We start from the raw sequence: 8625 nt of genomic DNA on the forward strand, positions 1-8625 counted from the left end.
GAGCTTCACCGCCGCACTTCGGCGACCTCGACGGTACGGCGCTCGCGGAGCGACAGGTCGGCGGCCTCGGCCACGTACAGCGCCTCCAGCGCGTCCTCGATCGTGCAGAGGCTCTTGTCGCTGGTCAGGAAGGCGTCGATCTCGTTGCGATAGGCGGTCTCGAAGCGGGTGACGAAGTCGGGCCAGGGATCCTGCGCGCTCGGCGTGCCCTCGACCGACTGCAGCGGGGCGCGCGGGCTCAGGCCGACGGCCTGGGTGCGCCTGGTGCCGGCCAGCTCCATGCGCACGTCGTACCCGCCGCCGTTGTAGCGGGAGCCCTGCAGGGTGGCCAGCGTGCCGTCGTCCAGGGTGAGCAGGGCGGCGCTGTTGTCCACGTCGCCCGCCTCCGCGAAGAACGCGGCGCCGCGGTTGGCCCCCGTCGCGTACACGGAGACCACCTCGCGGCCGGTCACCCAGCGCAGGATGTCGAAATCGTGGATGTGGCAGTCGCGGAAGATGCCGCCGGAGGTCGCGATGTACTCGGCGGGCGGCGGCGCGGGATCGGCGGTGAGGAGGTGGACGCGGTGCAGCTCCCCCAGCTCCCCCGCGCGCAGCACGGCCGCCGCCGCCGCGTAGCCGGGGTCGAACCTGCGCTGGAACCCGATCTGCACCCGGTTGCCCGCGCTCGCCTCCAGCACCTTGACGGTCTCGTCCACGGTGCCCGCGACTGGCTTCTCGCAGAAGACCGGGATGCCCTTCTCGCACGCCTTGATGATGAGCTCGGCGTGGGTGGCGGTCGGGGTCGCGATGACCACGGCGTCCGACTCGAACGGGTCCCCCGGCCTGCCGTACGGCGACGTACGCACGGGATCGGCCACGATCAGCTCGTCCACCAGCGGATGCGCGGCCAGGGTCGCGGCGTGAAAGGCTCCGATCCTGCCCAGACCCATCAGTCCCACCCGCATGACGCCTCCACTCCGGACCAGGCCCTCTTCCTGAGGGAGCGCTTCTCCCTCAGTCAATAATTTGTCCTGACATTCTTACCTTCAAGCACCGTACGGCGTCCAGCGCCTTGTGCGCCGGCAGCCGCGCGAACCCCACCACCACGGCCGCGGGCCCCGCCGACTCGCGCATCGGCCCCACGGGCTCGGTGGACAGGCCGAGCTCCTGCGCGACCTGCGCGGTCCTCAGCTCGTCCCAGCCGTCCGGCAGCTCCAGGTAGACGTGCAGGCCCGCGTCGATGCCCTTGACCCGCACCTCCGGCAGCTCCTCGGCCAGCGCCCTGACCAGGGCGTCCCGGCGGCGGCGGTATTCGCGCCGCATCCTGCGCAGGTGCTTGTCGTAGCCGCCGGTACGCAGGAAGTGCGCCAGCGCGTACTGCTCGACGACCGGCGAGCCCAGGTCCAGCTCGCCCCTCGCCCGGCGGACGGCCTCCGCCAGATCGGGCGGCGCCGCCACCCAGCCGAGCCGCAGCCCCGGCGCCAGGGCCTTGCTGACGCTGCCCGAGAGGATCACCCGGTCCGGGGCCAGGCCCTGGAGGCAGCCGACGGGGTCGCGGTCGAAGCGGAACTCGGCGTCGTAGTCGTCCTCCAGGATCGCCCGGTTGCCCGCGTACGCCCACTCCATGAGGGCGGCCCGGCGCGGCGGCGAGAGCACCACGCCGGTCGGGTACTGGTGCGCCGGGGTGACCAGGACCGCGTCGCCGCTCAGCTTCCGCACGTCCAGGCCCTCCTCGTCCACGGGCACCGGCACCAGGTGCGCGCCCGCCCGCCTCAGCAGCGGAACCTGGCGATGGCTGGTCGGGTCCTCGACGGCGAGCCGGATCGGCCGCTGGCGGCTCAGCACGTGCAGCACCAGGCTCAGGCCCTGCGCCACGCCGCCGACGATGATGAGATTTTCGGGGCGCACATCCGCCGCCCTGACCCGCCGGAGATAGCCGGCCAGCTCTTCTCGCAGCTCAGGCACCCCGCCAGGGTCCCCGTAATCGAAGGCTTCCGAGGGTACGGTGGTCAGGACGTGCCTGACGGCGGCGAGCCAGCGCTCGCGGGGGAAGTGGCTGAGGTCAGGAGAGGTGGGGCGATGACCGTAGTACGGCGCGCACACGGGGGCGCTCGACGCGCGGCGCACCGGCTTGGGCCGGGGAGGCGTCTTCTGCCGCGGAGCGGCCCGGGGTGCGCTCTTGGGGGTGACCTGGGTGCCGACGCCCACCCGGGACACCAGGAAGCCCTCGGCGACGAGCTGCTCGTACGCCTCCACCACCACGCCCCTGGAGACCTGGAGGTCGGTGGCGAGGTCGCGGGTCGCGGGCAGGCGGGTGCCCGGCGTCAGCCGGCCGCCCCTGATCGAGTCGCGCAGCTCGGAGGCGATCTGCCCGGCGATTCCCCCCTTATCGCGATTTATCTGGATATGGAGGTCGGCCATATTGGTCCTGTCTTTCGGCGGGACATTGGACTGTTTACGCGAACCATTGTCTCCCTAGCATCCTTCGCATGAGAAACGGCATCGTGGGTGCGGCCTCGGCCATGTTCCTCGTCGGAACGCTGGCCGGGGTGTCGGGACTGGTGGACGGCTATCCCATATACGGCGGACAGGCCGTTCGGTATCTCGTGGCGGCGGTCATCCTGCTTGTCATAACGCGAGCGCTCGGCCTGCGGTTCGTCCGCCTGACGCCGCGCGAGCTGCTCTGCCTCCTCGGGCTCACCCTGTTCGGCCTGGTCATCTTCAACGTCTGCGTGATCGAGTCGACCAGCGCCGCCGGACCGGCCCTGGTCGGGACCGTGCTCGGCACCGTGCCGCTGGCCCTCGCCCTGGCCGGCGGGCGGCCCGCGCCGCGGCTGCTGGCCGGGGCGTGCGTGGTGGTGGCCGGGGCGACGCTGGCCACGGGGCTCGGCAGCGGCAACCTGCCCGGCCTGCTGTGGGCGCTGGGGGCGCTCGTGGGCGAGGTGTGCTTCTCCCTGCTGGCCATTCCGCTGCTGCCGCGGCTGGGGGCGATCAGGGTGTCGGCCTACTCGACCACGCTGGCCGTGCCGCTGCTGGCCGTGGTCGGCCTGGTGCACGAGGGCGCCGGGATGTTCCGGCCGCCGACCTGGGCGGAGGCGCTCGGGTTCGCGTACCTGGCGATCGTGGTCACCGTGGTGGCGTTCTTCCTCTGGTACAGCTCGCTGCCCAAGCTGGGCCCCGGCCGGGCCGGGCTCTTCGCGGGGATCATCCCGGTGGGCGCGATCGTGACGGGGGCGGTGCTCGGCGTGGCGATGCCGTCCGCGTACGATCTGCTGGGCGCGGGGCTGGTGATCGCCGGCATCCTGGTCGGCCTGAGCGCCGGACGGTCGCGAGCGGTCGCCGAAGTGGGATCTCCCGGAGGCGCGTAATCTCTTGGGGGACCGAAAGGATGGACATGGGCGAGTTCGACTACACCGACCTGCTGCCGCTGGGAGCCGATGAGACCGAATATCGGCTGATCACATCGGAGGGGGTGCGGAGGGTCGAGGCGGCCGGGCGTACGTTCCTCGAGGTCGAGCCGGAGGCGCTGCGGCTGCTGACCGAGACGGCCATCCACGACATCTCCCACTTCCTGCGGGCCTCGCACCTCGCCCAGCTCCGGAAGATCGTCGACGATCCCGAGTCGAGCGGCAACGACCGCTTCGTGGCGCTCGACCTGCTCAAGAACGCCTCCATCTCCGCCGGAGGCGTCCTGCCCATGTGCCAGGACACCGGCACCGCGATCGTCATGGGCAAGCGCGGGCGTCACGTGCTGACCGACGGGCTCGACTCCGAGCACATCTCCCGGGGCGTGTACGACGCCTACACCAAGCTCAACCTGCGTTACTCGCAGATGGCCCCCCTGAACATGTGGGACGAGAAGAACACCGGCAACAACCTGCCCGCCCAGATCGAGCTGTACGCCGAGGACCCGCACGGCCACCCGGACGAGTACAAGCTGCTGTTCATGGCCAAGGGCGGCGGGTCGGCCAACAAGTCGTTCCTGTACCAGGAGACCAAGGCCGTGCTCAACGAGAAGCGCATGATGGCCTTCCTGGAGGAGAAGATCCGCTCGCTCGGCACCGCGGCCTGCCCGCCGTACCACCTGGCCGTCGTCGTGGGCGGCACCTCCGCCGAGTACGCGCTGAAGACCGCCAAGTACGCCAGCGCCCGCTACCTCGACTCGATCCCCACGGAGGGGTCGGCGTCCGGGCACGGCTTCCGCGACCTGGAGATGGAGGCCAAGGTCTTCGAGCTGACGCAGAAGCTGGGGATCGGGGCGCAGTTCGGCGGCAAGTACTTCTGCCACGACGTCCGCGTCATCCGCCTGCCCCGGCACGGGGCCTCCTGCCCGGTGGCCATCGCGGTCTCCTGCTCGGCCGACCGCCAGGCGCTGGCCAAGATCACCCCTGAGGGCGTCTTCCTCGAGAAGCTGGAGACGGACCCGGCGCGGTTCCTCCCGGAGACGACGGACGAGCACCTGTCGGACGACGTCGTCCAGATCGATCTCAACCGCCCCATGCCCGACATCCTCGCCGAGCTCACGAAATATCCCGTCAAGACCCGCCTCTCTCTCACCGGCCCCCTCGTGGTCGCCCGCGACATCGCCCATGCCAAGATCGCGGAGCTGCTCGACAACGGCGGCGAGATGCCCCAGTACCTGAAGGACCACGCCGTCTACTACGCCGGGCCGGCCAAGACCCCGTCGGGGTACGCGTCGGGCTCGTTCGGGCCGACGACGGCCGGGCGGATGGACTCGTACGTGGAGCGCTTCCAGGCGGCCGGCGGCTCCATGGTCATGCTGGCCAAGGGCAACCGGTCGAAGCAGGTCACCGAGGCCTGCCGGCAGCACGGCGGGTTCTACCTCGGCTCCATCGGCGGGCCCGCGGCCCGGCTGGCGCAGGACTGCATCAAGAAGGTCGAGGTGCTGGAGTATCCGGAGCTGGGGATGGAGGCGGTGTGGAAGATCGAGGTCGTGGACTTCCCGGCGTTCATCGTGGTGGACGACAAGGGCGACGACTTCTTCACCGACCGCACCGGCCCCGTGCTGACGATCGGCCGCCGCTGACCGCCTGACCCCCCCGGCGCTCTCCACCCACCGGCGCGACCGATCGCCGGTGGGGCGAGGCACGGTGGGCGGCGGGGCATGACGGGCGGCGAGCCAACCGGGCGCGGAAGGCACCGGCCCGAATGGGGTGTCACTCCGCGAGGCCGGGTCGCCCCAGGGGGCCGAGCCGCCCTGGGAGGCAGTCGCCCCAGGAGGCCGGGCGCCTCGGAGGCCGGGCGCCTCGGAGGCCGGGAGCTGAGGGTGGCGGCGAGCGAGCCGGATATGGGCCTGGCGCGGGCGGGGCGCGGATCGGGGGCGGTTACGGGCCGGGGACGGGCGCGGTGCGGGCCCGGGACAAGAGGGCGGACGGAGCCGAAGCAGGGGTGCCTGAGCACCAGGGACTCCGCTCGCGACCGGATGATCGCGGCGGTGCCGGTGCCCCGGCGCCGGTAGGCCGGGAGTGCGGCGCGAGCATCTCCTCGGAACTTCCGGCTCAGGCGGCCACCGGGGACCGGTGCGGCGCCACGACGGTGCCGTCGGGCAGCAGCAGACCGGTGTCCTCGAACAGCACGACGCCGTTGCAGAGCAGGCTCCAGCCCTGGTCAGGGTGGGCCGCGATCACGTGCGAGGCCTCACGGTCGGGTGAATCGGCACTCGGGCAAGCGGGGTAGTGACTGCACATCGCGCACCTCTCAGATTGCGCTCCTGTTTCATGGCTTTCAAAAGGGCAGCTTGCGCCCCGACGGCGTGCGAAGGTCCAGAGCGATCCCGCTCGGTTTCTTGGGCCGGGTGCGAACCTGGGTCTGGCGCATCTTCATCACGTCCTTCAACGGCCTGTCGTTAGTGGTGGGACCTTGGGTGTTCGCCCTCATTCTGACGTCGGGCACCGACACTTTGCGGGCCTGTGGGAGAACTCCCTCTCTCATGGCTGTACCATGCCCCCGCCCCCTTACGGGACCCTTACAACTCACTGACGGAGCCCCTCAGTTCCTGTCCGCCAGCCTGCCGTACAGCTGAAAGCCCTCTGCCTTGCATCATGCACATTTATCGGGTCCGCGAGTGTGCCGCACGACACACATCACCGTCGAGCTGCGCAAACGCGTTCAGGAAAGCCGGTACGGGACGCCCGTGCGGGGCGTGGGTAAGGCCGCCCGCGAAGCGGGACCAATCTGACTCCCTCGACATTGCCAAGAGACGGCAGCACCCGCCTCGGAGCCTCCCCGACTACCCTCGGTATCGGAACGTGCGCCCGGACTGCGCCGAGAAACTACGGGGCCGCGCCAACTGGACCGATGTGGCCAGGAGGTTTGCTGACGTCACGAGTCAGGCGGGTTGACTTAAGTTCGCAACAATTTATCGGCCGCGCCTCTACTGGTCGGTTTACACAAATAGGTAAGCTGCCAGGCATGCGTGCGCCCTCCGGTTACCTACTCGCCGCGCGCTACCGGCTTGTGGAGCCGGTCGGACGCGGCGGCATGGGCACCGTTTGGCGGGCACATGACGAGTTGCTCGACCGCGACGTCGCGGTCAAGGAAGTGCGCCTGCCCAACGTGCTCGACGAGGAGCTGCGTGCCGAGCTGTGCGCGCGCACCGAGCGCGAGGGCCGGGCGACCGCGATGGTCGCGCACCCCTCGGTCATCACCGTCTTCGACGTGGTCACCGAGGACGACCGGCCGTGGATCGTGATGGAGCTGCTGCGGGCCAAGTCCCTGGAGCAGCTCATCCAGGAGCAGGGACCGCTCCACCCCCGCAGGGCCGCCGAGATCGGCCGGCAGATCCTCGGGGCGCTGCGCGCCGTGCACGCCAAGGGGATCCTCCACCGCGACGTCAAGCCGAGCAACGTGCTGGTGACCGAGGACCGGGCGGTGCTCACCGACTTCGGGCTGGCCGCACTGGAAGGTGACGTTTCCATCACCCAGGCGGGCATCGTCCTGGGCTCCGCGGGATACATCGCTCCAGAGCGGGTGCTGGGCTCGAAGGCCAGCCCGGCGGGCGATCTGTGGTCGCTCGGCGCGACCCTCTACACCGCCGTCGAGGGCAGGGGCCTGCACGGGCGCCGTACGGCCGCCGCCGCGCTCGCGGCGCTGACCAGTGGCGAGCCGATCCCGATGACCAAGGCCGGGCCGCTGGCCCCCGTGCTTGACGCGCTGCTCAGGATCGACCCCGCGACCAGGCTCGACTCCGTGCGGGCCTCGCTCATGCTGGCCAGGGTCGCCGCCGGGGGCTCGGCCGAGGAGCCGCTGGCCCCGGGCAAGCCCGTACGCTCCGGGCCGACGATCAACCCGCCGTCCTTCACGCGCAGGCCCACGCATCGCGGGCTCCACAGGGCCGACGTCAGCACGACAGCGCTGTCTGTCCCGGTGCCCCGGCAAGAGCGCAAACCCGGCGAGGGCGTGCACAGGAAGCGCGTCGAACCGCGGCCTACGCCGTCGGCTTATGCCCGTTTCAAAGCGACGGTGATAAAGTTGTGCCTTCCTCGGCGGTTCTGGCCAAGAGAACTTCGCAAGCGAGGGTAAAGCACTTCCCAAGCGAGAATCGATATCTTCTTCTCATGCCGGAACAGCAGACACGCCTGCTCGCGGAGCGCTACGAGCTCATAGCCCCGCTCGGCCGGGGCACGATGGGCACGGTGTGGCGCGCCCGCGACCGCGCGCTCGGGCGCGAGGTGGCGGTCAAGGAAATCCGCCAGGACCCGGGTCTCACCGACGAACAGCGGGCCGAGCTGCGCGAACGCATGGTTCGCGAAGGCCGCATCGCCGCGCGGATCAACCATCCCTCGGTGGCGTCCATCCACGACGTCCTGATCCAGGACGACAGCCCGTGGATCATCATGGAGCTCATCGAGGCCCGATCGCTGGAGCAGGTGATCGACGAGGAGGGGCCGCTGCCGCCACGGCTCGTGGCGGAGATCGGCGTGGACCTGCTCGGGGCGCTGCGTGCCGCGCACGCCCAGGGGATCACCCACCGCGACGTCAAGCCGGGCAACGTGCTCATCACGGAGAGCGGGCGCGTGGTGCTCACCGACTTCGGCATCGCCAAGGCCGAGGGCGACTCGCGGCTGACGAAGACGGGCATGGTGATCGGCTCACCCGGCTACACGGCCCCGGAACGTGCCAGGGGCGAGTACACCGGCCCCGAGTCGGACATCTGGTCGCTCGGTGCGACACTCTACTTCGCCGTCGAGGGGCGCCCGGCGTACGAACGGTCCACGATCGCGGAGACGCTGGCGGCACTGCTCACCGAGAGCGCCGACCCGCCCACGCAAGCGGGTCAGCTGCGGCCGGTGCTGAACGGACTGCTCAACAAGGACTACCGGCAGCGCCTCAACGCTGCCAAGGCGGAGACCCTGCTGCGCATGGTCGCCGACACCCCCACGAGCGACATGCCGGCGATCACGGCTGAGGCTCTCATGGCGCAGGAGGCCGCTTTGCCCGACCCGTTCGCCGGCCAGAAGAATCCAGCCCAGCAGACTCCGGCCCAGAAGCATCCGGGCCAGGCGAATCCGGCGCAGCAGAGTCCAGCACAGCAGGGCCCGTCCCAGACCAACCCGGTGCACAAGGCCCCGGTCCCCCAGGCCGGACCGCCGGGAGCGCCCGCGCCGTACGGACCCGGGGGCGCGG

7 protein-coding genes are annotated in these 8625 nt (G+C 70.6%); 4 read left to right on the forward strand and 3 right to left on the reverse strand.

Translation table 11 applies throughout. The annotated features are described in order from the left end of the window. Positions 1-5: 5 nt before the first annotated feature. Both ACFKCF_RS29645 and ACFKCF_RS29650 read right to left on the reverse strand, forming a co-directional pair. Positions 6-944, reverse strand: a complete 939-nt coding sequence (locus tag ACFKCF_RS29645; RefSeq protein WP_394498543.1) for a Gfo/Idh/MocA family oxidoreductase — start codon at positions 942-944, stop codon at positions 6-8. A 49-nt stretch (positions 945-993) separates the two neighbouring features. Continuing rightward, the gene (locus ACFKCF_RS29650; protein WP_394498544.1) at positions 994-2400 is read right to left on the reverse strand and encodes a PLP-dependent aminotransferase family protein; all 1407 of its coding nucleotides are present in this window, start codon (positions 2398-2400) and stop codon (positions 994-996) included. Between the two features lie 68 nt (positions 2401-2468). Here ACFKCF_RS29650 and ACFKCF_RS29655 point away from each other — a divergent pair, with 68 nt between their 5' ends. Both ACFKCF_RS29655 and ACFKCF_RS29660 read left to right on the forward strand, forming a co-directional pair. Beyond that, positions 2469-3347, forward strand: a complete 879-nt coding sequence (locus ACFKCF_RS29655; RefSeq protein ID WP_394498545.1) for a DMT family transporter — start codon at positions 2469-2471, stop codon at positions 3345-3347. 26 nt (positions 3348-3373) lie between these two features. Next, positions 3374-5026, forward strand: coding sequence for a fumarate hydratase (locus ACFKCF_RS29660; protein ID WP_394498546.1), 1653 nt, complete (start codon positions 3374-3376; stop codon positions 5024-5026). A gap of 472 nt (positions 5027-5498) precedes the next feature. Here ACFKCF_RS29660 and ACFKCF_RS29665 read toward each other — a convergent pair whose 3' ends face one another. Further along, positions 5499-5687, reverse strand: coding sequence for a DUF5999 family protein (locus tag ACFKCF_RS29665; protein WP_394498547.1), 189 nt, complete (start codon positions 5685-5687; stop codon positions 5499-5501). Positions 5688-6411: 724 nt separating this feature from the next. On the opposite strand from ACFKCF_RS29665, the gene ACFKCF_RS29670 reads away from it, so the two are divergent. Together ACFKCF_RS29670 and ACFKCF_RS29675 are read left to right on the forward strand one after the other, a co-directional pair. Continuing rightward, complete coding sequence (locus ACFKCF_RS29670; protein WP_394498548.1) at positions 6412-7521, forward strand: serine/threonine-protein kinase; 1110 nt, start codon at positions 6412-6414, stop codon at positions 7519-7521. Positions 7522-7556: 35 nt separating this feature from the next. After that, on the forward strand, positions 7557-8625 hold a 1069-nt coding region (locus ACFKCF_RS29675), incomplete at its 3' end, for a serine/threonine-protein kinase (protein WP_394498549.1).

Origin of the sequence: Nonomuraea sp. JJY05 (genome assembly GCF_043496855.1) — a bacterium.
Taxonomy (GTDB): domain Bacteria; phylum Actinomycetota; class Actinomycetes; order Streptosporangiales; family Streptosporangiaceae; genus Nonomuraea.

Excerpts from the sequence above, each read along its gene's own strand:
- ACFKCF_RS29645 (WP_394498543.1), bottom strand. The coding sequence starts at position 944 with ATGCGGGTGGGACTGATGGGTCTGGGCAGGATCGGAGCCTTTCACGCC.
- ACFKCF_RS29650 (WP_394498544.1), bottom strand. The coding sequence starts at position 2,400 with ATGGCCGACCTCCATATCCAGATAAATCGCGATAAGGGGGGAATCGCC.
- ACFKCF_RS29655 (WP_394498545.1), top strand. The coding sequence starts at position 2,469 with ATGAGAAACGGCATCGTGGGTGCGGCCTCGGCCATGTTCCTCGTCGGA.
- ACFKCF_RS29660 (WP_394498546.1), top strand. The coding sequence starts at position 3,374 with ATGGGCGAGTTCGACTACACCGACCTGCTGCCGCTGGGAGCCGATGAG.
- ACFKCF_RS29665 (WP_394498547.1), bottom strand. The coding sequence starts at position 5,687 with ATGTGCAGTCACTACCCCGCTTGCCCGAGTGCCGATTCACCCGACCGT.
- ACFKCF_RS29670 (WP_394498548.1), top strand. The coding sequence starts at position 6,412 with ATGCGTGCGCCCTCCGGTTACCTACTCGCCGCGCGCTACCGGCTTGTG.